General features: G+C 71.2%; 19 protein-coding genes, 1 rRNA gene and 1 pseudogene. 9 read left to right on the forward strand and 12 right to left on the reverse strand.

What is annotated here, in order from left to right:
- Positions 1-40: 40 nt before the first annotated feature.
- Positions 41-607, forward strand: coding sequence for a DJ-1/PfpI family protein (locus ACZ66S_RS04730; RefSeq protein ID WP_469899617.1), 567 nt, complete (start codon positions 41-43; stop codon positions 605-607).
- 123 nt (positions 608-730) lie between these two features.
- Here ACZ66S_RS04730 and ACZ66S_RS04735 read toward each other — a convergent pair whose 3' ends face one another.
- Positions 731-1,396, reverse strand: a complete 666-nt coding sequence (locus tag ACZ66S_RS04735) for an HAD family hydrolase (protein ID WP_469899619.1) — start codon at positions 1,394-1,396, stop codon at positions 731-733.
- Positions 1,397-1,455: 59 nt separating this feature from the next.
- Positions 1,456-1,971, reverse strand: a complete 516-nt coding sequence (locus tag ACZ66S_RS04740; protein WP_469899620.1) for a DUF6912 family protein — start codon at positions 1,969-1,971, stop codon at positions 1,456-1,458.
- Positions 1,972-2,277: 306 nt separating this feature from the next.
- Here ACZ66S_RS04740 and ACZ66S_RS04745 point away from each other — a divergent pair, with 306 nt between their 5' ends.
- Entirely contained in the window at positions 2,278-3,096 is an 819-nt protein-coding gene (locus ACZ66S_RS04745) for an Rv3235 family protein (RefSeq protein ID WP_469899622.1), read from the forward strand.
- 151 nt (positions 3,097-3,247) lie between these two features.
- On the opposite strand, the gene secA is transcribed toward ACZ66S_RS04745, so the two are convergent.
- Positions 3,248-6,088, reverse strand: coding sequence for a preprotein translocase subunit SecA (secA, locus tag ACZ66S_RS04750; protein ID WP_469899623.1), 2,841 nt, complete (start codon positions 6,086-6,088; stop codon positions 3,248-3,250).
- A gap of 271 nt (positions 6,089-6,359) precedes the next feature.
- On the opposite strand from secA, the gene ACZ66S_RS04755 reads away from it, so the two are divergent.
- The gene (locus ACZ66S_RS04755; RefSeq protein WP_469899625.1) at positions 6,360-6,932 is read left to right on the forward strand and encodes a GNAT family N-acetyltransferase; all 573 of its coding nucleotides are present in this window, start codon (positions 6,360-6,362) and stop codon (positions 6,930-6,932) included.
- A gap of 50 nt (positions 6,933-6,982) precedes the next feature.
- Positions 6,983-8,167: a winged helix-turn-helix domain-containing protein gene (locus ACZ66S_RS04760; RefSeq protein WP_469899627.1), complete on the forward strand. Its 1,185-nt coding sequence runs from the start codon at positions 6,983-6,985 to the stop codon at positions 8,165-8,167.
- An 11-nt stretch (positions 8,168-8,178) separates the two neighbouring features.
- Here the strand turns inward: ACZ66S_RS04760 and ACZ66S_RS04765 are convergent, their stop codons facing one another.
- From ACZ66S_RS04765 to mtnA, 8 genes and pseudogenes are all read right to left on the reverse strand, one after another.
- The gene (locus tag ACZ66S_RS04765; RefSeq protein WP_053846265.1) at positions 8,179-8,925 is read right to left on the reverse strand and encodes a response regulator; all 747 of its coding nucleotides are present in this window, start codon (positions 8,923-8,925) and stop codon (positions 8,179-8,181) included.
- Positions 8,926-9,127: 202 nt separating this feature from the next.
- Entirely contained in the window at positions 9,128-9,820 is a 693-nt protein-coding gene (hpf, locus tag ACZ66S_RS04770; protein ID WP_469899628.1) for a ribosome hibernation-promoting factor, HPF/YfiA family, read from the reverse strand.
- Positions 9,821-10,132: 312 nt separating this feature from the next.
- Positions 10,133-11,122 carry a ComF family protein gene (locus ACZ66S_RS04775; protein WP_469899688.1) on the reverse strand — a complete coding sequence of 330 codons (990 nt, stop codon included), beginning with the start codon at positions 11,120-11,122 and terminating at the stop codon, positions 10,133-10,135.
- A 159-nt stretch (positions 11,123-11,281) separates the two neighbouring features.
- Positions 11,282-11,563, reverse strand: a pseudogene (locus ACZ66S_RS04780) (ComF family protein); the annotation flags it as partial.
- Between the two features lie 252 nt (positions 11,564-11,815).
- Positions 11,816-13,660, reverse strand: coding sequence for an LpqB family beta-propeller domain-containing protein (locus tag ACZ66S_RS04785; RefSeq protein WP_469899629.1), 1,845 nt, complete (start codon positions 13,658-13,660; stop codon positions 11,816-11,818).
- Complete coding sequence (gene mtrB / locus ACZ66S_RS04790; protein ID WP_469899630.1) at positions 13,650-15,719, reverse strand: MtrAB system histidine kinase MtrB; 2,070 nt, start codon at positions 15,717-15,719, stop codon at positions 13,650-13,652. Before mtrB ends, ACZ66S_RS04785 begins: the two co-directional genes overlap by 11 nt.
- Position 15,720: 1 nt before the next feature.
- Positions 15,721-16,410, reverse strand: coding sequence for a two-component system response regulator MtrA (gene mtrA / locus ACZ66S_RS04795; RefSeq protein WP_187283109.1), 690 nt, complete (start codon positions 16,408-16,410; stop codon positions 15,721-15,723).
- 146 nt (positions 16,411-16,556) lie between these two features.
- Positions 16,557-17,705, reverse strand: a complete 1,149-nt coding sequence (gene mtnA / locus ACZ66S_RS04800; RefSeq protein ID WP_469899632.1) for an S-methyl-5-thioribose-1-phosphate isomerase — start codon at positions 17,703-17,705, stop codon at positions 16,557-16,559.
- Between the two features lie 141 nt (positions 17,706-17,846).
- On the opposite strand from mtnA, the gene ACZ66S_RS04805 reads away from it, so the two are divergent.
- From ACZ66S_RS04805 to ACZ66S_RS04825, 5 genes are read left to right on the forward strand one after another with little or no spacing between them, the layout of a single operon-like run.
- Complete coding sequence (locus ACZ66S_RS04805) at positions 17,847-19,169, forward strand: DUF7847 domain-containing protein (RefSeq protein ID WP_469899633.1); 1,323 nt, start codon at positions 17,847-17,849, stop codon at positions 19,167-19,169.
- Positions 19,170-19,200: 31 nt separating this feature from the next.
- On the forward strand, positions 19,201-19,962 hold the full coding sequence (locus ACZ66S_RS04810) for a DUF4129 domain-containing protein (protein WP_469899690.1): 762 nt from the start codon (positions 19,201-19,203) through the stop codon (positions 19,960-19,962).
- Positions 19,959-21,161, forward strand: a complete 1,203-nt coding sequence (locus tag ACZ66S_RS04815) for a DUF4350 domain-containing protein (RefSeq protein WP_469899635.1) — start codon at positions 19,959-19,961, stop codon at positions 21,159-21,161. The genes ACZ66S_RS04810 and ACZ66S_RS04815 overlap by 4 nt, the downstream gene beginning before the upstream one ends.
- Positions 21,161-22,150 (forward strand): AAA family ATPase, encoded by a 990-nt coding sequence (locus ACZ66S_RS04820; RefSeq protein ID WP_469899636.1) that lies wholly within the window; start codon positions 21,161-21,163, stop codon positions 22,148-22,150. Before ACZ66S_RS04815 ends, ACZ66S_RS04820 begins: the two co-directional genes overlap by 1 nt.
- On the forward strand, positions 22,150-23,460 hold the full coding sequence (locus tag ACZ66S_RS04825; RefSeq protein WP_469899638.1) for a DUF58 domain-containing protein: 1,311 nt from the start codon (positions 22,150-22,152) through the stop codon (positions 23,458-23,460). Before ACZ66S_RS04820 ends, ACZ66S_RS04825 begins: the two co-directional genes overlap by 1 nt.
- 98 nt (positions 23,461-23,558) lie before the next feature.
- Here the strand turns inward: ACZ66S_RS04825 and rrf are convergent.
- A 5S ribosomal RNA gene (rrf, locus tag ACZ66S_RS04830) occupies positions 23,559-23,675 on the reverse strand.
- Positions 23,676-23,808 lie beyond the last annotated feature (133 nt).

Raw genomic sequence — 23,808 nt, forward strand, 5'->3', positions numbered from 1 at the left:
CCCTCTTGGCAAACGCGCCCCGTCGGTGCACTTTGCCGACATGACCACAAAAATCCTCATCGTCACCGGTGACGCAGCAGAGTCACTGGAGGTCCTGTACCCCTACCAGCGTCTCCGCGAGGAGGGCTACGAGGTCCATGTCGCGGCCCCCGACCGCAAGAAGCTCCGCTTCGTCGTCCACGACTTCGAACCCGGTTTCGACACCTACACCGAGAAGCCCGGCTACACCTGGCCCGCCGACCTGGCCTTCGCCGAGGTCGACGCCGGCCAGTACGCGGCGGTCGTCATCCCCGGCGGCCGCGCCCCCGAGTACCTGCGCAACGACCCCGAGCTCCGCAAGATCCTCAAGTCCTTCTTCGACGCGGACAAGCCGGTCGCCCAGATCTGCCACGGCCCGCTGCTCACGGCGGCGGTCGACGGCCTGCGCGGTCGCCGTGTCACGGCCTATCCGGCTCTGGAGCCCGACATGCAGTCCGCGGGCGCGACCTTCCAGGACACCGAGGTCGTGGTCGACGGCACGCTGGTCTCCTCCCGTGCCTGGCCGGATCACTCGGCCTGGATGCGGGAGTTCCTGAAGGTGCTCAGGGCCAAGGCGCCGGTCACCTAGGCGGCGGGGGTTGCCGTACGCCGGTGTCGTGCACGTAGGCCGACTTGGTGCCGTACGTCGGTGTCGTGCACGCAGCCGGTGTGGTGCCGGGCGTCGCCGTGGTCGCGGAACCTGAGCGGACCGTCACGCCGCTATTCGCTCGGCCTCCGCGACCGCCTCCGCCAAGGTGTCCACCACGGGCACCCCCACGCCTTCGAGGCTGGCCCGGCTGTGCGAACCGCCGGTGTACAGCACCGCCCGCGCTCCCACCCGCATCGCGGCCACCGCGTCGTCCGCGGCGTCCCCGATCACCACGGTCCGGGCCGGCTCCACGCCCACCAGGGCGGCGAGGTGCCGCTCCATGTGCTCCGCCTTGCTCCCCCCGGACGGTCCCGTCCGCCCGTCCACCCGCAGGAAGTGCGCCTCGATCCCGAACCCGCGCACCAGCGGCACCAGCTCGTCATGGACGTACATGCTGAGGATCGACTGGCTGCGCCCGGCCGAGCGCCACCCCGTGAGCAGCTCCACCGCACCCTCGGTGAGCCCGCATCCGACCCGGTGCTCGGTGTAGTACCGGTGGAAGGTGCCGTCCATCAGCTCCCACTCGGCGTCGGTGGGCAGCCGGCCGAGCAGTCGCTCGTAGAACTTCGGCACCGGCACGCAGTACAGCGCCCGGTACTGCTCCATCGTGATCGGCGCGAGCCCCAGCTCGCCGAATGCCGCGTTCGTCGCCCCGATGATCGCGTCGTTGTCGTGGAACAGCGTGCCGTTCCAGTCCCAGACGATGTGCGCCCCTGTCAGCTTCCCCATGCCCAAAAACGTACCCGGCCCCACTGACAATCAAGAGACCGGCAGGTCAGAAACGGTGTTCAGCCGCCCAGTCCCACCAGGTTCGGGATCTCCTGCGTGGCGTACCAGAGCAGCTCGTGGTCCTCGGCCCCGTCCACGACGAACTGCGCGTCGTCGTCCCCGGCGTCGGCCGCCTCCAGCGCGTCCACGGCAGCGGTGACGTCCTCCACCGCGTCGTCGGAGTCGACGTGCACCGCGGCCGCCTTGGCCAGCTTCACCGGCCCGGCGACCCGCACCTCGCCGAGCGCCTCGGGGTCCAGCGCCCGGTCGGGATCGGCGACCGCCGCCCCGTCGGCCACGTCGACGGCCACCACGACCCGGCGCCGTACGGCCCCGGAGTCCGCGGCGAGCAGCCGCAGCGAGGCCAGCGCGGCCCGGTTCAGCGCCGCGTACTCCAGCTCCTCGATGTCGTCGGAGAGGTACCACTCGCGCAGGGCGGGCGTGACGGCGTAGGCGAGGAGCGGTCCGGCCCCCAGCTCACCCGTCTTGTACGCCTCGGCGAGACCGGAGAGGGTCAGGGGGACGTAGACGCGCATGGCTGGCCGCTTTCGTGGTCGGGGAACATCATCGGAAGGTCCGCGAAGGCCTTCAGGATACGTGCGGGCGTCCCCTTTCGAGTCCCTGCCCAGACCCCGGCGGGCGTCCACCCCGGGCCCGGAATTCACCCTCACCGCCCCCGCGTTCACGGGCTTTTTGCCCCGCCAGTCACCCTGATAGGTGAACATTCCGGCCGCCCGGCCCGGCCCCGTCGCTTCCTTGCCGCGGCGGTCCCCGGCCCCGTACAAGATCCCCAAGCAGAAGTTACTGCCCGGTACTTCCCGGGCCCGCCGAACGGGGATCCCATGAACAAGGTCATGACCAGGGCCCAGCACCACTCCGGCTCCCGCCCGCCGGCCCGCCGCGACTCCCGCCGCCCTGGCGGCACGCCGCCGCGCACCCCCGGCGGCAGCACGCCCCGCACGGCCCCGGGCGACGGCCGCCCACCGGGCTCCCCCGGCAGCGGCCCCAGCCCCCGCACGCGCCCCGCGGACAGCCGCCCGCAGAGCGGCCCCGGTCCCCTCACCGGGACGCCCACGGCAGCCCCGCGACACGGCGCGGCGAACGGCTCCACGGCGACCGAGGCACGCGGCACTGCGACCGCGGCCGGGACCACCGGCGCGACCGCCACCACCACAGCCCACGCCATCACCACCACGGCCCGCGCCACCACTACCGCAGCCCGCGCCACAGCAACCCGCCCGGACCCCACCCCCACCTCCACTCCCGCCCCCGCCGCGGCCGTGGTCCCGCCCCAGACCCCGCGGCGCCCCGTCGTCCCCCAACCCCGCCCCACCGACCTCTTCGCCGACCTCCTGCTCGCCGTCCTGAGCGGCCAGCGCCCCGTGCACTCGATGCTCCGGCACACAGCGGGCCGCGCCTACGACGAGCTGGCCTGGCTCGCCGAGCGCGGCCCGTTGCGCACGCGCGGCGCCCGCCCGGTCGTGCGGGACATCGGCTACTACGTCCCGCGCGAAGGTGCCGTGGAGGCTTTCGCCCGGATCGGCGCCGGTGACCAACTGCGGGCGATGGCCTTCCGCCTGGAACAGGGTCAGGACCTCCGCTGGCGCTGCACGGCGGTCGAACTGGGCGGCCCCCGGGCTCCCCGCCCCAACGACGACTGAGAGCCCCGTAGAGGCCCGGAGAGGCCCAGGCAGGCGCGCGGCCCGCACACGCCGAAGGGCCGGCCACCCCGAGGTGATCGGCCCTTCCCACGCCACAGCGCCTCAGGCACCGTCGCGTCGATCCGCGACGGCGCCCCTCACGCCGTAGCCACTACTTCTTGCGACGCCCCCGACCACGGGACTGCTTGCGCCGCTCCGCGCGGGTGAGGCCGTCCGCCTCGGAACGCACGGGCTCGTCGTCGTCGGCGAACTCGCCCTCGATGACACCACCCTCGCCGTCCACGGTCGGTGCGGAGAAGTGCAGGTCCCTGCGCTGCGGGGCGTCGAGGCCCTTCGCGCGGATCTCGGGACGCGCGCCGGCCTGCGCCGGGACGGAGTCCTGCTTGGCGAGGGAGGGCTTCTCGTCCTCGACCGGGACCTCCTCGACCTGCTGCTCGACCTGGACCTCCAGGTTGAACAGGTAGCCGACGGACTCCTCCTTGATGCCGTCCATCATGGCGGTGAACATGTCGAAGCCCTCGCGCTGGTACTCGACCAGCGGGTCCTTCTGGGCCATCGCGCGCAGGCCGATGCCCTCCTGGAGGTAGTCCATCTCGTAGAGGTGCTCGCGCCACTTGCGGTCCAGGACCGACAGCACGACCCGGCGCTCCAGCTCACGCATGATCTCGGAGCCGAGCTGCGCCTCGCGCTGCTCGTACTGCTCGTGGATGTCGTCCTTGATGGACTCGGAGATGTACTCGGCGGTCAGGCCCGCGCGGTCGCCGGCCGCGTCCTCCAGCTCCTCGACGGTGATCTTCACCGGGTAGAGCTGCTTGAAGGCGCCCCACAGGCGGTCGAGGTCCCAGTCCTCGGCGAAGCCCTCGGCGGTCTCCGCCGCGACGTACGCGTCGATCGTGTCGTCCATGAAGTGCACGATCTGCTCCTGGAGGTCCTCGCCCTCCAGGACACGGCGGCGCTCGCCGTAGATGACCTCGCGCTGGCGGTTGAGGACCTCGTCGTACTTCAGGACGTTCTTACGGGTCTCGAAGTTCTGCTGCTCGACCTGCGACTGGGCGGACGCGATCGCGCGCGTGACCATCTTGTTCTCGATCGGGACGTCGTCCGGGACGTTCGCCATCGACATCACGCGCTCGACCATCTGGGCCTTGAACAGGCGCATCAGGTCGTCACCCAGGGAGAGGTAGAAGCGGGACTCGCCGGGGTCGCCCTGACGGCCGGAACGACCGCGCAACTGGTTGTCGATACGACGCGACTCGTGCCGCTCGGTACCGAGGACGTAGAGCCCGCCGAGGTCCTTGACCTCCTCGAACTCCGCCTTGACGGCCCGCTCGGCCTTCTCCAGGGCGGCCGGCAGCGCCGCGGCCCACTCCTCGATGTGCTCCTCGGGGTCGAGGCCGCGCTGGCGCAGCTCCGCCTCGGCGAGGTCCTCGGGGTTGCCGCCGAGCTTGATGTCGGTACCACGGCCGGCCATGTTGGTGGCGACGGTGACGGCGCCCTTGCGGCCGGCCTGGGCGACGATGATCGCCTCCCGGTCGTGCTGCTTGGCGTTGAGCACCTCGTGCTGGACGCCGCGCTTGCTGAGCTGCTGCGAGAGGTACTCGGACTTCTCGACCGAGGTCGTGCCGACGAGGATCGGCTGGCCCTTCTCGTGCTTCTCGACGATGTCGTCGACGACCGCCTCGAACTTCGCGACCTCGGTGCGGTAGATCAGGTCCGACTGGTCCTTGCGGATCATCGGCCTGTTCGTCGGGATCGGTACCACGCCGAGCTTGTAGATCTGGTGGAACTCGGCGGCCTCGGTCATGGCCGTACCGGTCATGCCGCACAGACCGGGCTGTTCCTTGCCGTTGTGGTCGTGGCGCTTGTACAGGCGGAAGAAGTTCTGCAGGGTGATCGTGGCGAGGGTCTGGTTCTCGTCCTTGATGTCCACCCCTTCCTTCGCCTCGATCGCCTGGTGCATGCCCTCGTTGTAGCGGCGGCCGGCGAGGATACGGCCGGTGTGCTCGTCGACGATCATGACTTCGCCGTCCATGACGACGTAGTCCTTGTCCTTCTTGAAGAGCTCCTTCGCCTTGATGGCGTTGTTCAGATAGCCCACCAGAGGGGTGTTCACCGACTCATAGAGGTTGTCGATGCCCAGCCAGTCCTCGACCTTGCTGACACCGGACTCGTGGATGGCGACCGTGCGCTTCTTCTCGTCGACCTCGTAGTCGCCGGTCTCCTCGACGCCCTTGAGCGGGTTGCCGGCCTCGCCCTTCTTCAGGCGGGTGACGAGCTTGGCGAAGTCGCCGTACCACTTCGTGGCCTGGTCGGCCGGGCCGGAGATGATCAGCGGCGTACGGGCCTCGTCGACCAGGATGGAGTCGACCTCGTCGACGATGGCGAAGTTGTGGCCGCGCTGGACGAGTTCGTCCTTGGCCCACGCCATGTTGTCGCGCAGGTAGTCGAAGCCGAACTCGTTGTTCGTGCCGTAGGTGATGTCGCAGTTGTACTGCTCGCGGCGCTGGGCCGGCGTCATGTTCGCAAGGATGCAACCGACGCTCAGACCGAGGAACTTGTGGACGCGGCCCATCATCTCGGAGTCGCGCTCGGCCAGGTAGTCGTTGACCGTGATGAGGTGGACGCCCTTGCCGGACAGCGCGTTCAGGTACGCGGGCAGGGTGCCGACGAGCGTCTTGCCCTCACCGGTCTTCATCTCGGCCACATAGCCGAGGTGGAGGGCGGCGCCGCCCATGATCTGCACGTCGTAGTGGCGCTGGCCCAGCGCGCGCTTCGCGGCCTCGCGCACGGTGGCGAACGCCTCGGGCAGCAGGTCGTCCAGGCTCTCACCGTCGGCGTACCGCTGCTTGTACTCCTCGGTGAGGGCCCGCAGCTCGGCGTCGGAGAGGTCGACGAAGTCCTCTTCGATGGAGTTGACCTGGTCCGCGATGCGGTGCAGCTTGCGCAGGATCTTGCCTTCGCCTGCACGCATGATCTTCGAGAGGACGGACACGGGGGTTGGTCTCCTTGCCGGTCGGGCCTGGGACGGTCGGTTTCCATTTGACTTACTGAGCAACGGCCATCGTATGCGAGGACCCCGCCGCGTCGGGAGGCCTGCCGGGTACGCCGACTGTCAGCTCTTTCAAATCTGCTTCAAAGGGAACAACGGACGGGCAACGCCGATGGTGCCGCGCCCCGCTCACGAATTGCGCGAATTGTGATCACCCGCTCACTCACAGCGAAAACGATGGCGTTCGCACCGAACACCTGAGCAGAATCGGCCGATGGAACCCGTCACGCTGACCACGGACCGTCTCCTGCTGCGCCCGCCCACCCCGCAGGACACCCCGACCGTCCTCGCGGCCGTGCAGGACCCCGACATCCTGCGCTGGACCACCATCCCCTCGCCCTACCTGGTGGAGCACGCCCAGAGCTTCACGGAGCAGCTCGTCCCGACGGGCTGGGCGAACGACACCATGTTCACCTGGGGCCTCTTCCTCCCGGAGAAGGAGGACCTGGTGGGCATGCTGGGTCTGACCATGCGTTCGCCGGGCACGGCCGAGATCGGCTACTGGGCCGGCAAGGAACACCGCGGCAAGGGCTACGTCACCGAGGCCGTGCGCGCCGCCTCCCGCTGGGCCTTCACCGAACTCGCCGTCGACCGCGTGGAGTGGCGCGCGGAAGTCGGCAACCAGCCCTCCCGCGCGGTGGCGGAGCGCGCCGGGTTCGTCATGGAGGGCGTCCAGCGCTCCGGCATCGCCCACCAGGGGGTACGCCGCGACTGCTGGGTGGCGGCGCTGCTCCCGTCGGACCTGGGCCTGCCGTCGACCGTGCAGTACCTCCCCGCACCTCGGTAGATCCTCAGGTCACTCCGCATTGTCAGTGCCGGCCTCTATCGTTCGGAACCATGACGACTCCGCGTCCTGCCACCGACCTCTCGGCCGACGAGGCCCGCCGCATCGTGCTGCGCGCCCAGGGCTTCCTCGGCACTCCCGACCGCCGGGCCGGAGTCCGCGGCGTCCTGCGTCACCTCGGCGCGGTCCAGCTCGACACCATCTCGGTCCTCGCCCGCTCCCACGAGCTGATCCCGTACGCCCGTCTCGGCGCGGTGGGCCGCAAGAAGGTGGAGGACGCGTACTGGACGGACACGCACGCGTTCGAGTACTGGTCGCACGCGGCGTGCATCCTGCCCATCGAGGAATGGCCCCACTTCGCCTTCCGCCGCCGCGCCTACCGCAGCCGCCCGCACTGGAACCACCAGCTCCCGGACGGCACCTACGACCAGGTCGTCAAGCAGCTCCGCACGGAAGGCCCCCTCACCGCCACGGAGTTGGGCGGCGCCAAGAAGACCAGCGAGTGGTGGGACTGGTCCGGCACCAAGGTCGCCGTCGAGCGCGCCCTGATGTACGGCGAGGTGGTCTGCGTGGAGCGTCGCGGCTGGAAGCGCGTGTACGACCTCGCCGAGCGGGCCGTCCCCGCCGACCTGCTCCACGACGAGCTGGACGACGCCGAGTGCGTGCGCCGCCTGGTCCGGCTGGCCGGGCGGTCGCTGGGTGTCGGCACCCGCGCGGACATCGCCGACTACCACCGCCTCAAGGGCGAGCAGGTCGACGCCGTGATCGCCGACTCGGGCCTGGTGCCGGTCACGGTCGAGGGCTGGGGCAAGCCCGCCTGGGCCGACCCCGCGGCCCTGGAGACACCCCCGCGCGGCCGCCACCGCACCACGTTGCTGTCCCCCTTCGACTCCCTGGTCTGGGAACGCGCGCGCACGGAGCGGATCTTCGGCTTCACCCACCGCCTGGAGGCTTATGTCCCCAAGCCCAAGCGGATCCACGGCTACTTCGCGATGCCGGTGCTGGCGGGCGGCCGTCTCGTCGGCCGCGTGGACCCGGCCCGGGAGGGTGGCACGCTGGTGGCCAGGCAGGTCAGCCTGGACGGCCCGAAGGCGGTTCCGGCGGTGGCCCAGGCCCTGGTCGAGGCGGCGAGCTGGGTGGACTGCACGGACGTCCGGGTCGAGCGGGTGGACGCGCCGGAACTGCGCGAGCCGCTCACCGCGGAGGTGACCCGGGCCCTGGCGACGGTCCTGCGCTGACCGGTGCCGGGTCAGCGGATCTCGAGGATCTTCTCCCGCATCGCGTAGACCACGGCCTCCATCCTGGAGTGCAGTTGCAGCTTCTCCAGGATGTTGCGCACGTGGTTCTTCACGGTGTTCTCGGAGATGAACAACTCCTTCGCGATGTCGCGGTTGTTCATCCCGGTGGCGACGAGCTTGAGGACTTCCAGCTCCCGGTCGGTCAGCCGCGGGGCCGGCACGAGACGGCGCTCGTCCGTGCGCTGGATCATCGACTTGAACTCGGTGAGCAGTTTCGACGCCATGGAGGGGCTGATCTGCGACTGCCCGTCGGCCACGGCGCGGATGGCGGTGGCCACCTCGTCCGTCGAGATCTCCTTGAGGAGGTATCCGGTCGCGCCCGCCTTGATGGCGTCGTAGAGGTCGGCTTCCTCGTCGCTGATCGTCAGCATGATGATCTTGGCGCTGGGTGCGACCTCCTTGATGGAGGTGCAGGCCTCGATCCCGCCCCGCTTGGGCATCCGCACGTCCATCAGAACGATGTCCGGCAGCAGGTCGGCGGCCTTGTCGACGGCCTCGGCGCCGTCGCCCGCCTCCCCCACGACCTGGATGTCCTCCTCGGCCGCGAGCACGATCTCCAGTCCGCGCCGGAAGAGGGCGTGGTCGTCCACGACGAGAACCCGGATCGGCTCCTTGCGTGGAGAGCCCGTGTCCGCGCCCATGCCGACTGCGCCGTCGCCGGCGTCCGCGCCGTGCAGCGGTCCGAAGCTGTCCGCCATCGTTCCTCCCCCTGAAGGCTGTGGCTGGTCCTGTGCCATCGCCAACCCAAGGCAACGACCCACCGGTTGGGCCGGTGGGCCCATGATTTCATGCCCGGACGACAGAGAGGTGACAGAGCGGTGCGCGAAGTGGTCGCACGCGGGTGCCCCTGGGGGCGCACACGCGCTCCAGGGGCACCGGCTCACCTGTCATCCGGGAGGGTCAGCTACCCGTCGTGTCGCCGGCCGCGGGAGAGTGCGCCCGGGCGACCATCGGGTCCGTGCTCAGGTGGATGACGCCGTAGTCATAGGCGTGCCGTCGGTAGACGACACTCGGTTCCTTGGTCTCGGAGTCGACGAACAGATAGAAGTCGTGCCCGACCAGCTCCATCTCGTAGAGCGCCTGGTCGAGGGTCATCGGGGAGGCGACGTGGGTCTTCTCGCGGACGACCAGGGGGCCTTCACCCTTGATCTCCAGAGAGCCGATCTTCTTGGTGGGCACGCCGTCCGACTCTTCGTCGTGGACAGGGCGGCCGTCGCCGTTGAGGGTCGCCGCGTCCGGGACGTGGTCGGCGACCTCGGCAGCCGTGAGCCGCCGTGCGCCCCTGCGTGTGTGGCGCTTGTCGTGTTCCTTGCGCAGCCGCGCGTCCAGCTTCTCCGCCGCCAGGTCGAGTGCCGCGTACGGGTCGCTGGCTGCCGCTTCCGCCCGGATCACCGGACCGCGGGAGCGGAGCGTGATCTCCACTCGGTCACAGCGGTCGGCCTGTCGGGGGTTCGGCTCCTTGGACACCTCGACGTCGAGGCTGATCACCTTGCCATCGAGCTTCTGGATCTTCTCCAGCTTCAGCTTCTCGGCCACGTGCTTGCGGAACCGCTCGGGCACCTCGGTCTTGCGGCCCTTGACGACGATGTCCACGCAGAACTCCGTTCCCGGATCGCTCCGCCTCGATGCGGAGCATCTCCCTTTTGCACCAGGCTCCGGTGAGCCCCGGAACCTCGGACTCGGTGACGTCCACCTCCTCCCCCGCGGGCAAGATCTCCATTCCACCGTCGCGGGTGATGGTGGAAATCCCGCGGGTACGGCATTCGGATTTGCGAGGTGTGGCCTGCGCCTTTCTCTCACAACCGAACATATCTCGCCTGGACGGATGTCGTCACCCTCTACCGCGGCGTACCTCCGTTCAGGTGAATTGATCCTCTCGTAACCTGCAACGATGCAACTACGCAGTCAGTTCCGGTTTATTTCGAAGGAATCCGGCGAGGCCGCGACCACGGCCGCGCAGATGACGTCACCGACGCCATGGGCGCCCGCCGCTGTCACCAAGCAGCGCTCCCGGTCCGTGTCCTCCTCCGCCACTGCGATCATCCGTTCTCCCATGCCTTCCCGAGTTGCCGCGGTGTACACGAGGCCCGCCGGATCATCGCCACATCCGGCCACCGGTCGTCCACCGTGACGTCCCCCGCCGTCCTGCCGTCGTTCGTCCGTACCCTGCTGCTCACCTGTCTCCAACTGCCCACGACCGCCGTGCTCCTCACCTCCCCGTTGCCGTTGATCACGGCGCCCGACGGCCGTCCGTTCACCGGAGTACGCGATGCCGTACCACGCGCCCACTGCCCGGCGCTCCCGAGCCATCCCCGCACGGATCTCCTGCGCCCCCGCCTCCCGGCCTGCGCGGTTCTCCCGCGTCTTCGCCTCCCGCACCGCCCGCGCCGCCTCCGTCAGGGACGCGCCCGTCGTCATCAGGTCGTCGACCAGCACGACCAGCCCCTCGGACAGGAGCCGTCCGCCACCGGGCACCACGGTCAGCGCGCCCGCGAGATTCTCCATGCGCAGGCGGGCATTGAGCCCCGACTGGTCGGCCACGCCCCGCCGCTGCCGCAGTACGGCCACCACCTGCGCCGGCACTCCCGCCCGCCGCAGCTCACCTGCCGCCGCGAGCGCGATCCGCCGTGCCGGATCATGCCCCCGAGCCCGAACCGCCCGCCGCGCGGACGGCACGGGAACGAGCAACACCGGCACACCGGGCCCCTCACCTGCCCGACGGCCACCGCCGAAGGCACGTGACTGTGGGCCACCACCGGGGCCGACGGCCCCGGCCTCGCCGTTCCGGACGCGGCCAGAAGCCAGCGCCCCCGCTCCCGAAACGCCGCCCGCCGCCGAAGCCTCCACTCCCACCACAGCGCCGCCACCGCCACGGCTGCCGCCGTCGCCCCCCATACCCCTTCCGCTGCTGCCACTACCGCTGCCGCCCAAGGCACCTACACCCGCCCCATAACCCCCGCCCCTCCCCAGACACGCCGCACCCACACCCCTGTCCCCGCCCGAAGCCTCTCCAGAACGCCCCGCACCGCCCTCCCCCACAGCCGCCCACACACTCGCCCGCACAGCCCCCGCCAAAGCCGTCCCGAGCGGCCCCGCAAGCCCCAGCACCCCCCTCTCCTTGTGCGCCAGCAACACCGCCCGTACCGAGTCCGCATACCGAGCCGCCGCGTACACGACCGGCAGTCCGGGCGGTTCCGGCACCGGTCGCACCCGGCTCGGCGCGGCGCCGTCCAGGGCCGCACGGCACCCCGGACAGAGCACCGTGCGAGGCTTCCCGCAGCCTCCGCACTCGGCCGGCAGCACCAGATCGGTGAGGTCCTGCCACCACCCCCGCATACCCACCACTGTGCCAACGCCGAAGCCGGCCGACCACCCCTGTGGATAACCCCCTGTGGAAAACCCCGCCCACGAAACGAACAGTCGTTCCCACGACGAAAAGCCGGCCCAATACAACTAAAAGGCCGACCTAAAGCACCGCCCCGAATCCCCCACCCACGCGCCAAACAAAAGCGGCCGCTCTCACCAGAGTCCCCCTGGCAAAAGCAGCCGCTCCCAGCACACCGGCGCGGAGGCACACCCCCGGCCATCTCACCCCGGATAGACCGGTGCCGTCCCGTCCGCATCCACCTTCTGCCACTGTGCCCCCGACGGCAGCCGTACGATCCCGTCCTCCGAGTAGGCCACCAAGGGCATCTCGTCGTTCTCGGACGCCGCGATCTCCTTCACGCCCGTGAGCGCGGCCGGCGGCAGCCCCTCGGGCGTGGAGCCGTCGACCTGGACGTACCGCGTCTGCTGCACTCCGCCCTGCTCGCGTCCGACCACCACGAGCCTGCTGTCGCCGGCCCACGACATGGTCGTGACCTCTTCCAGATCGGGGGTCGTGGAGCGCAGTTCCCGCACCGAGACGCTCTGGGGGTCCCCGGTCCGGCCCTCCCGCTCGATCCGCCCGATGAACAGCGACTGCTTGCCGTCCTTCTCGACGACGAGCGCGATCCGCACCCCGTCGGCGGCCACCCGCAGGTCCTTGACGCTCCCGTCCAGGCCGGGCGTCTCGACGACCAGCGGCTCGCCCGCGCCCTCCTTGAACAGCAGCAGCCGGGGATCGGCCGGGTTCCGGTCGGCCACCCACAGGTCGCCCTCGGTGTCCCAGCTCGGCGTGGTCAGCCGGTCGGCCTCCGTCTTGCCGGTGCTGGTCAGCACCGGCTCCCCGAGCGACCCGCCCGACACCAGTGACCCGACGTACAGCGACCTGCCGTCGAGGCCGACACCGGCCGCCGTGTGCTCGTCACGCGAGACGGCCACCGACCGCAGGGCCTTGTCGCCCTCGCCCAGCGCTCCGGGCACCGGCAGCGGCTGGGCCCTCGTACCGCTCCCGTCCGCCTCGGCCGAGACCCGCACCAGCCGGTGCTCGCCGTTGACGAAGTACAGGAACTCGGGGCGCTCCACCGAGCCGCGCGTGGCGTCGCCGTTGGCGTCGCTCTCCGTGGCGGTGCACAAGTGCTTGCCGCCCGCCCGCAGTTCGACGTCGTCCACGGCCGGGGTGAGGTTCTGGAGGGTGAACAGCAGTTGGGCCGCCATCGCCTTGCACTGGTCCGTACCGACGTGCTCGGCCTTGCTGTTGAGCGGCACCGTCAGCGTGCTCCGGTCGTCGGGAGCAAGCGCGGAGACGCCGCTCCTGAGGGCCGTACCGGTGGGGAAGCTCGTCCTGACGACAGGGTCGAGCCAGCTCGTGGGCCCGCTGAGCAGGGACCGCACCAACTGCGTCATGGGGTCCACGCGCTCGCGTACGTACACGGGGTCGGCGACCGCCACGGTCTGCGGAGCCGACGCCGACCTGGTGTTCGAGGCGAAGTAGTACTTGTTGACGGACACGTAGTTGCGCTGGAAGTCCGACTTGCCCATGACGACACCCCGGGGAGGGCTGTCGATCCGCCACTGCTTGGTCTTCTTGTCGTGCACGAGGTGCACGGTCTCCCGGTACTCGCCCGAGGCAGGTGTGTATGACTGCTGGGCGTCCACCACGGCCACCTTGGTGCCGACCAGCGTGAACGACTTGTCGTCGCTCTGCTCCCGGTCCACGGGCGGCACGACGTCGGCTCCGGGCCCGTCGTCGAGCACCGTGGTGGACAGCCCCGGCTGCCACTGCTTCGCCGCGCTCGCCGTCAGGTACTTGCGGGCCGTCTCGTAGTTGGGATCGTCGCTGGTCAACGCCTCGAGGAAGCCCTGCACGATGTCCGTGGGCTCGGCGTCCTCCTGCGGCGGCATGGCGAAGACCCGCACCTGCGTGTCCTGCCGCGGCGTGGAGTCCACCCCGCGCAGGTCGCCGCTGTCCGGCATCGAGGCGCACCCCGCCAACAGTACGGCACCGCAGGCGACGTACACCGCCGCGCGCCCCGGCGTACGCCGGCCGCCCCCCTCGCGGTCAGCGTCCACGGAAGGCCTCCCCCTGCTGTTCGTACGACTCCTGCGACCCGGCGTCCGCGCGGTCGGCGGTCCTGCCGCCGGACGCGTCCGCGTCGGCCGGGGTGTCCGGCCGTCGCGCACTCGGCGCCGGGCGGGGCACCACACGCGCGCCGTTGCCGGGCAGCGCCGTCGGATCGGCCGTGGGGGTCGCCTGGCTCGTCCGCGGGGCTATCGGATCCCGGGTGGTCACCTGGTCGCCCTTGGGCTGGACCGGCACGGTGGCCGCCTTGTCGCCGCCCCCGCGCGGCAGCCCGGCGTCGTCGAGTCCGCGGTTGCGCCGCGAGTCCTTGGGCTCCAGCGGTATCGGCGAGCCCCGCAGCGGCTCGTCGGCCGTCCTGGGCAGCGTCAGCCGGAACTGCGAGCCGCCGCCCGGCTCACCCCACGCCTGGAGCCAGCCGCCGTGCAGCCGCGCGTCCTCCAGGGCGATGGACAGCCCGAGGCCCGTACCGCCGGTGGTACGCGCGCGTGCCGGGTCGGCCCGCCAGAAGCGGCTGAACACGCGCGTGGCCTCGCCCGGCTTGAGCCCGACCCCGTAGTCGCGTACGGCGATCGCGACCGCCCCGCCCGCCGAGGCCAGCTTGACCACGACGTCCTTGCCCTCGCCGTGCTCCACGGCGTTGACGACGAGGTTGCGCAGCACCCGCTCCACCCGCCGGGCGTCGGCCTCGGCGACGACGGGCTGCTGGTCGCCCACGATCCGGACGGTCGTGCCCTTGCGCTCGGCGAGCGGCTCGGCCCCGCTGACGACCCGCCGCACGACCTCCCTGAGGTCTATCGGCTCGGCCTCCAGCGCCGCCGCGCCCGCGTCGAACCGGCTGATCTCCAGCAGGTCCGCGAGCAGCGTCTCGAACCGGTCGAGCTGGTCGGCGAGCAGTTCCGCCGACCGCGCGGTCATCGGATCGAAGTCCTCACGCGCGTCATGGATGACGTCGGCCGCCATCCGTACGGTCGTCAGCGGCGTCCGCAGCTCGTGCGACACGTCCGACACGAACCGCCGCTGCATCCGCGACAGGTCCTCCAACTGCTGGATCTTGAGCTGGAGGTTCTGCGCCATCTTGTTGAAGGCCTCGCCGAGCCGCGCGATGTCGTCCTCGCCGGTGACCTTCATCCGCTCCTGGAGCCGCCCGGCGGACAGCCGCTCGGCGATCCCGGCCGCCATCCGCACCGGCGTCACGACCTGCCGCACCACGAGCCAGGCGATGGCTCCGAGCAGTACGACGACGAAGAGGCCGGCGGTCGCCAGGGTGCCCTTGACCAGGCTGAGCGACTTCTCCTCCTGGGTGAGCGGGAAGAGGTAGTAGAGCTGGTACGGGTCGCCGTTGGGGTCGTTGACCTGCTTGCCGATGACCAGGGCGGGCTGGGACTCCAGGTCGGTGTCGTAGACGATGCGGGTGTAGCTCTGCGCGGCCGCCGTGCTGTCGTCGACCTTCACGCGCAGCGCCTCGGGAACGCTGGCCGTCGGGTCGACGTCACCGGAGGCGCGCGGTCCGCGCCCGCTCCCGCTGTCGCCGCCCACGGGCAGCGTCACCACGTCGAAGGCGCCCTGACCGCCACTGGAGAGCGAGTAGACGAGGTTGCTCATCCACTCGATGACGAACTGGTCGGACTGACCGTCGGCCGGAGCCGTGTCGTCGGTCCCGGCGTCGGCCTCCTCCGCCTTCTGCCTGGCCACCGCGAACCCGCCGGTGGCCTGGCTCTGCGACGCCTTCACCTTGGCGTCGAGGAGGCCGTTGCGCACCTGCCCGATGACGACGAAGCCCAGCAGCAGGACCACGCCGAGCGACATCAGCAGGGTGGTGGCGACGACCTTGAGCTGGATGTTGCGCCGCCACAACCGCATCACCGGCAGCAGCGGCCGGCGCACCCAGCGCGTGAAGAGCCGCAGGACCGGGCTGCCCTGGACACCGCCCTGGAACAGGCCCCCCTCGAAGAACCGCCCCCAGCGGGAGCCGCTCCTCTTCCGCCCGACAGGCCGCCCCGCACTCACCCCGGCCCGCCCGGGCGACGAAGCGGCGCTGTCTCCGGACATGTCAGCTTGGCCCTGCCTTGTAACCCACACCACGGACGGTCACCACGATCTCCGGCCGCTCCGGGTCCTTCTCGACCTTGGAACGCAGCCGCTGCACATGCACATTGACGAGCCGGGTGTCGGCGGCGTGCCGGTAACCCCACACCTGCTCGAGCAGCACCTCGCGCGTGAACACCTGCCACGGCTTGCGCGCGAGCGCGACCAGCAGGTCGAACTCCAGCGGCGTCAGCGCGATCGACTGCCCGTCCCGCTTCACGGAGTGCCCGGCCACGTCGATGACCAGGTCACCGATGGCGAGCTGCTCCGGAGCCGGCTCCTCCGACCTGCGAAGCCGCGCCCGGATCCGGGCCACGAGCTCCTTCGGCTTGAACGGCTTCACGATGTAGTCGTCGGCGCCCGACTCCAGGCCCACGACGACATCCACGGTGTCGCTCTTGGCCGTCAGCATCACGATCGGCACGCCGGACTCCGCCCTGATGAGACGGCACACCTCGATGCCGTCCCGCCCGGGCAGCATCAGGTCCAGCAGCACCAGATCCGGCTTGGCCTCACGGAACGCGGCCAGCGCCTTGTCGCCGTCGGCTACGAAAGACGGCTCAAAACCTTCACCACGCAGCACAATGCCCAGCATCTCGGCAAGTGCGGTGTCGTCGTCGACGACAAGGACTCGTCCCTTCATAAACGACATCATCCCATTCTCATAACAGTGGTGAAGGCAGTGGTGAGGCAGCTCACCGACCAGTGACCTTAGTCGTACCGGACGGTCACTGTCTGCCTCGGCCTCCGCCGGGGATGCGGGACGCGATGCCGGGGACATACGTGGCCATCACATCCGCATCAGCTCATCGTCACCTCCCGGGCCCGCGCACACACCTCGGCGAGAGCCTCGGCCGTCACCGGTGACACCACGCCCTCCTCCGTGACGATCGCCGTCACCAGCTCCGGCGGCGTCACGTCGAAGGCCGGGTTGTACGCCTGCGTCCCCAGCGGCGCCACCGGGATCCCGCCGCCCGCCTCGGCCCCCGCCACCGGCACCTGGGGCGCCACGATCTCGGTGACCTCGTGCCCGGCCCGCTGCTCCACCTCGATCGACGCCCCGTCCGGGGTGTCCGGATCCACCGTGGTCACCGGCGCCACCACGATGAACGGCACGTGGTGGTACCGCGCGAGCACGGCCAGCGGATAGCTCCCCACCTTGTTCGCCACCGAGCCGTCGGCCGCGATCCGGTCGGCCCCGATCAGCACCGCGTCCACCTCCCCGGCCGCGAACAGCGAACCCGCCGCGTTGTCGGTCAGCAGGGTGTACGCCATCCCGCTGCGCGCCGCCTCGTACGCCGTCAGCCGGGCGCCCTGGAGCAGCGGACGCGTCTCGTCCACCCACAGCCGCCGCAGCCGCCCCGCGCGGTGAGCCGCGAGCGCCACCGCGAACGCCGTCCCCTCACCGCCCGACACCAGCGAACCGGTGTTGCAGTGCGTCAGGATCCGGTGCCCGCCGCCCGGCAGCAGCTCGTCCAGCAGCGCCAGCCCGCGCTCGGCCATCGCCGCACTGGCCGCCGCGTCCTCCTGGTGCAGTTGGCGCGCCGCGGCCAGCGCCGCCCCGGCCGCCCGTGACTGGTCACCGCTCCTGCCGAGCTCGGCCCGGTGGGCGGCCTCGGCTCTGCGCACCCCGACGGCGAGGTTCACCGCGGTCGGACGGGCACCCGCCAGCGCACTCGCCGCCTCCTCCACGTCGAACCCGCGCACGGCGGCGAGCGCGACCCCGTACGCCCCCGCGATACCGAGCAGCGGCGCCCCGCGCACGGCGAGCGAACGGATCGCCTCCACCAGCGCCGACGCGTCCGTACAGACCAGTTCGACCTCCTCGGCCGGCAGCCTCGTCTGGTCCAGAAGCACCAGCACGGGGCCTTCGGGTGGCTCCTCCCAGCGGATCGCCGGGATGTCGGTGGGCTTGCTGTCCTCGCCGGATTGCACGTACTGATCAGCCATGCGGTCAGTGTGCCCCTTGTCCGCCGGAGTATTGAAGGTGTGCAGCCCATACCGCGGCTGGTCCGCCGCCGACCACCCCATGGCACGATGGCTGCCAACCTGCCGCCGCGACCCGCGGACGGGCACCGTGAAGGAGCGACGATGAACGACACTCCGGGCTGGGCCTCGCCCGGATCCGCCCCGTCCGACGGGCACGAGCCCGGCACGTCCGGTCCCGCCGAGCCCGCCGCCCGGCCCGACACTGCGAAGCCCGCGCAGCAGCCGGAGGACAACCCGCAGGACGCCGGCTCGCAGTGGTCCAAGGAGCAGCCGCCGGCCGGCCAGTGGTCCGCCCCCACCGGCCCCGAAGCTCCCGGCCAGACCCCTCCGCCCCCACCGCCCGGCCCGGGCTGGGGAACCCAGCCCCCCGCAGGCCCGCCCGGCGGCTACAGCCCTCCCCCGGGCTGGGGCGGCGGCTACGGCGGCTGGGGCGGCCCCCCGCCCGCGGCCAAGCCCGGCGTGATCCCGCTGCGTCCGCTCGGCGTGGGCGAGATCCTCGACGGCGCGGTCTCCACCATGCGCACCTACTGGCGCACGGTCCTCGGCATCTCCCTCACCGTCGCCGTCGTCACCGAGGTCTTCGTCATCCTGCTCCAGGGCTTCGTGCTGAACGACAGCGCGGGAACCGAGGCGCTCAACGACCCCAGCGCCAGCGCCGACGAGCTGACCCGCGCCCTGGGCGAGACCATGCTCGGCTCCACCGTCGTCTACCTCATCTCCCTGATCGGCACGATCGCCGCGACCGCGATGCTGACGGCCGTCACCAGCCGGGCCGTGCTCGGCAGGCCGGTCACCACCGGTGAGGCCTGGCGCGACGCCCGCCCGCAGGTGCCCAGGCTGTTCGGCCTGATCTTCCTGCTGATCCTCATCGCCTTCGGCGTGCTCGCCGTCGGGGCGCTGCCCGGCATCCTCGTGGCCGCCGCTGGCTCCGACGGCGGCGGCATCGCCCTCGTGGTCCTGGGCGTCATCGGCGCCGGCGTCGTCGCACTGTGGCTGATGATCCGCTTCTCCCTGGCGTCGCCCGCGCTGATGCTGGAGAAGCAGAGCATCGTGAAGTCGATGAGCCGCTCCACGAAGCTGGTCCGCGGTTCCTGGTGGCGGGTCCTCGGCATCCAACTGCTGGCCGCGATCATCGCGAACATCGTCGCGGCGATCGTCGTCATCCCCTTCACGTTCCTCGCCGCGGCGCTCAGCGGCGAAGGCGTCGGCGGCTTCGTCAACGGCACCGGTGACCTCGGCTGGACGTTCCTGATCATCAGCGGCATCGGCTCGGTGATCGGCTCCATGATCACCTTCCCGATCTCGGCGGGCGTCACCGTGCTCCTCTACATCGACCAGCGCATCCGCCGCGAGGCCCTCGACCTCGAACTGGCCCGCGCGGCCGGCGTCCAGGGCTACGGCACCGGCCCCACTCCCGGGAGCTGATGCGGTGAACCTGCCGGGGGGAGTGCTCACCATGCTGCGCGGCGTCGACACCTCCGTGCTGTCACCGGTACGGTCCGCCGACGAACCGCCGCTGACGATCCCGCGCGACCCCGCGCGGGAGGCGGCCCGCCGCGAACTGTCCAAGCGCATGTACCACGAGAACGACCCCAGTTGGTTCCAGCGCGCCCTCAACGCGTTCTGGGACTGGGTCGACAAGCTGTTCAACGCCGCCTCGTCGGCCACCCCCGGCGGAACACTCGGCCTGGTCGTCGTCATCGCCGCGATCGTCCTGGTCATCGGCGCACTGTGGTGGCGCCTGGGCACCCCGAACCGCGGGCCCGCCTCCTCCGCCGCCCTGTTCGACGACCGTCCCCGCAGCGCCGCCGACCACCGCGCGGCCGCCGAGGCCCACGCCGCCCAGGGCCACTGGAACCAGGCCGTGCAGGAGCGCATGCGCGCGATCGTCCGCTCCCTGGAGGAACGCGCCCTCCTCGACGTCCGTCCCGGCCGCACCGCGGACGAGGCCGCCGCGGAGGCGGGCCGCGCCCTGCCCTCCCACACCGACCGGCTGCGCTCCGCCGCCCGCGACTTCGACGACGTCACGTACGGCGGCAGGGCCGCGACCGAGCAGTCGTACCACCGCATCGCCGAACTCGACCGCGACCTGGACCGCACCAAGCCGGTCCTCGCGACAGCGAACAGCACGAGCAGCAGGAGCAGCGCGGGCAACACAGGCAGCACGGGCAGCAGCCACGGCGCGGACCACAACACCCGCCCGGGAGCCGCCGAATGACCACCGAGGCCACGCTCCCGCCCACCTCGGCCTCGCCCACCGCCCGCCAGGTGTGGACCCGCGCGCGAGGCGTCGTACTCGCCCTCGTGCTGCTCCTCGTCGCGGCCGTGGTGATCGCGGCGATCCGCTCCACCGAACGCCACGGCAGCCTCGACCCGCGCTCCGCGGACCCCTTCGGCAGCCGCGCCGCCGCCGAACTCCTCGCCGACCGGGGCGTCGACACCCGCGTGGTCACCACCCTGGACGAGGCGAGCGCCGCGACCGGCCCCGACACCACGCTCCTGGTCGCCGTACCCGACCTCCTGACGCACGGCCAGCAAAGCCGGCTGCGCTCCGCGACCGCCGACTCCGACGGCCGCACCGTCCTCGTCGCCCCCGGGAGCTGGTCCGTCGAACGACTGGCGCCCGGTGTCGTCGCGGACCCCGCCACCAGCCTCGACTCGACGCTCTCCCCCGACTGCGCCCTGCCGGCCGCCCGGCGCGCGGGCTCCGCCGACACCGGCGGCATCCGCTACACCGTCACCCACCCCGGCAACGACGAGTGCTACCCCAGCGACCGCCTGCCCACCCTGGTGCGCGTCCCGGCGGCCTCCGGGGACGGCGACACCGTCGTACTCGGCGCGCCCGACATCCTCTACAACGACACCCTCGACGAGCAGGGCAACGCCTCGCTCGCCCTCCAACTCCTCGGCTCCCGCCCCCATCTGGTCTGGTACCTCCCCTCGCTCTCCGACTCCTCCGCCGCCGGCCCGGACGACGAGAAGAGCTTCTTCGACCTGCTCCCCTCGGGCTGGCTCTGGGGCACGCTCCAGCTCTTCATCGCGGCAGCCCTCGCCGCCCTGTGGCGGGCACGCCGACTGGGCCCCCTGGTGCCCGAGAAACTCCCCGTCGCGATCCGCGCCTCCGAGACCGTCGAAGGCCGCGCCCGCCTCTACCGCAAAGCCAACGCCCGCGACCGCGCGGCCACCGCTCTTCGCTCCACCACCCGCACCCGCCTCGCCCCCCTCGTAGGCGTCCCCGTCGTCCAGGCGCACGCGCCCGAAGCCCTGCTCCCCGCCCTGTCCGCCCATCTCCACAGCGACGGCGCCGGACAGTCCCTGCATGCCCTGCTCTTCGGCCCGCCGCCCGGCGACGACGCAGCCCTCATCTCCCTAGCCGACCAACTCGACGCCCTCGAAAGAGAGGTACGCCGTCCATGATGGACCCGACCACTGACAACGCCGGGACCACCGGGGACCCGGACACCGCCCGGGCCTCCCTGGAAGCCCTGCGCGCCGAGATCGCCAAAGCCGTGGTCGGCCAGGACCCCGCCGTGACCGGCCTCGTCGTCGCCCTCCTGTGCCGCGGACACGTACTCCTGGAAGGAGTCCCCGGCGTCGCCAAGACGCTGCTCGTCCGCGCCCTCGCGGCCGCCCTCGAACTCGACACCAAGCGCGTCCAGTTCACCCCCGACCTCATGCCGAGCGACGTGACCGGCTCCCTCGTCTACGACACCCGCAGCGCCGAGTTCTCCTTCCAGCCCGGCCCGGTCTTCACCAACCTCCTCCTCGCGGACGAGATCAACCGCACCCCGCCCAAGACCCAGTCGTCCCTCCTGGAGGCCATGGAGGAACGCCAGGTCACGGTCGACGGCACCCCCCGCCTCCTCCCCGACCCGTTCCTGGTCGCCGCGACCCAGAACCCGGTGGAGTACGAGGGCACCTACCCCCTGCCCGAAGCCCAGTTGGACCGCTTCCTCCTCAAGCTGACGATCCCGCTCCCCTCCCGCCAGGACGAGATCGACGTCCTCACCCGCCACGCCGAGGGCTTCAACCCCCGCGACCTCAAGGCCGCCGGCGTACGCCCCGTGGCAGGCCCCGCCGACCTCGAAGCCGCCCGCGCGGCGGTCGCCAAGACCTCGATCTCCCCCGAGATCACCGCGTACGTCGTCGACATCTGCCGCGCCACCCGCGAGTCCCCGTCCCTCACCCTGGGCGTCTCCCCGCGCGGCGCCACGGCCCTCCTGGCCACCTCGCGCGCGTGGGCATGGCTCACCGGCCGCGACTACGTCATCCCCGACGACGTGAAGGCCCTGGCCCTCCCCACCCTCCGCCACCGCGTACAACTGCGCCCCGAGGCCGAGATGGAGGGCGTGACGGCCGACTCCGTCATCAACGCGATCCTCGCCCACGTCCCGGTCCCCCGCTGATGGCCCTCACCGGACGCGCCGCACTCCTCGCGGCCCTGGGGTCCCTCCCCGTCGGCATCTGGGAACCGAGCTGGACGGGCATCCTCGCGGTCAACGCCCCCCTCGCGGTGGCCTGCGCCTGCGACTTCGCCCTGGCCGCACCCGTACGACGGCTCGGCCTGACCCGGTCCGGCGACACCTCCGCCCGCCTGGGCGAGACGGCCGACGTCACCCTCACGGTCACCAACCCGTCCGGCCGCCCGCTCCGCGCCCAGGTCCGCGACGCCTGGCCCCCCAGCAGTTGGCAGCCCGGCACAGAGGTGGAGGCCTCCCGCCACACGCTGACGGTCCCGCCAGGCGAACGCCGCCGCCTCACCACCCGCCTGCGCCCCACCCGCCGCGGCGACCGACAGGCGGACCGAGTGACGATCCGCTCCTACGGCCCCCTCCGACTCTTCACCCGTCAGGGCACCCACAAGGTCCCCTGGACGGTCCGCGTCCTGCCCCCGTTCACCAGCCGCAAGCACCTCCCCTCGAAGCTCGCCCGCCTCCGCGAACTCGACGGCCGCACCAGCGTCCTCACCCGAGGCGAAGGCACCGAGTTCGACAGCCTCCGCGAATACGTCCCCGGCGACGACACCCGTTCCATCGACTGGCGCGCCACGGCCCGCCAGACCTCCGTCGCCGTACGCACCTGGCGCCCCGAACGTGACCGCCACATCCTCGTCGTCCTCGACACCGGCCGCACCTCAGCAGGCCGCGTCGGCGACGCCCCCCGCCTCGACGCCTCCATGGACGCCGCCCTGCTCCTCGCGGCCCTCGCCTCCCGCGCCGGCGACCGCGTGGACCTCCTCGCATACGACCGCGGGGTCCGCGCCCTGGTCCAGGGCCGCACAGCCAACGACCTGCTGCCCTCACTGGTCAGCGCCATGGCCACCCTCGAACCCGAGCTCGTCGAGACGAACGCCCGCGGCCTCACCGCCACAGCCCTGCGTACGGCCCCTCGCCGCTCCCTGATCGTGCTGCTCACCAGTCTCGACGCAGCGCCCATCGAGGAGGGCCTGCTGCCTGTACTCCCGCAACTCACCCAGCGGCACACGGTCCTTCTGGCCTCAGTGGCGGATCCCCATGTCGCGAACATGGCCACATCCCGCGGCAACGTGGACGCGATCTACGAAGCCGCGGCCGCCGCCCAGGCCCAGACGGAACGCCATCGCACGGCGGAACAACTCCGCCGTCACGGAGTCACAGTCGTCGACGCGACTCCGGACGACCTGGCTCCAGCACTGGCCGACGCCTATCTGGCCCTGAAAGCAGCCGGCCGCCTGTAAACGAAGAAGGGGGCGCAAAGCGCCCCCTCGACAAATGAACCACACCCGCAACGCGAAAAGGCCCACACCATAAGGTGTGGGCCTTTTCATCAAAAGGAGTTCGGCGGTGTCCTACTCTCCCACAGGGTCCCCCCTGCAGTACCATCGGCGCTGTAAGGCTTAGCTTCCGGGTTCGGAATGTAACCGGGCGTTTCCCTCACGCTATGACCACCGAAACACTATGAAACTAGACCGGAAAACACACAGTCGTTGCCTCAGAACTAACACAGTGGACGCGAGCAAATATGGACAAGCCCTCGGCCTATTAGTACCGGTCACCTCCAGCGGTTACCCGCCTTCCAGATCCGG

The sequence above is a fragment of the Streptomyces sp. NPDC107471 genome, from assembly GCF_055582845.1.